1 protein-coding gene is annotated in these 423 nt (G+C 53.4%); it reads left to right on the top strand.

Going from position 1 to position 423, the window contains the following annotated elements:
• Positions 1 to 114: 114 nt before the first annotated feature.
• The coding region (locus AB3X89_RS40275) for a transposase (protein ID WP_368588064.1) at positions 115 to 423 on the top strand (309 nt) is incomplete at its 3' end.

The raw sequence follows: 423 nt of genomic DNA, 5'->3' as shown, positions 1-423 counted from the left end.
CCAACTGGTTGCTAGTTTTTCAATGCCATCGAATTTGCGTGCGAGCCGCTGAGGACTGGATTTCCGATCAGGTCCCGAGATCAGCTATAACGTCCAGATTTCTGGACGCAGCGCATGACCGGAAACCCACGCTGGCAGGTAATTCCCGTGAAATTGAGCCAGGCGCAGTTCGAAGAATTTGTCTTGCCGCATCTGAGCACGGGTCGGCGCGGACCACGGCCTACACTGACCTTGCACAAGACCTTCAACTACATCTTGCAGGTGCTGTACATGGGCTGTCAATGGAAGATGTTGCCTATCGAGAGGAATGCAAAAGGTCTCCCCGAAATTCACTATACGCGTATCTATCGATCGTTTCGTCGCTGGCAGGCCGAGGGTTGCATCGATGCCATCTTTGCTGGCTCGGTAAGCAGGCTTCATGAC

The organism is Paraburkholderia sp. BR14320 (genome assembly GCF_040948665.1).
Classification (GTDB): Bacteria; Pseudomonadota; Gammaproteobacteria; order Burkholderiales; family Burkholderiaceae; genus Paraburkholderia; species Paraburkholderia youngii.
The sequence above is the reverse complement of the archived record's forward strand: the minus strand, read 5'-3'. Positions and strand labels throughout refer to the sequence as shown.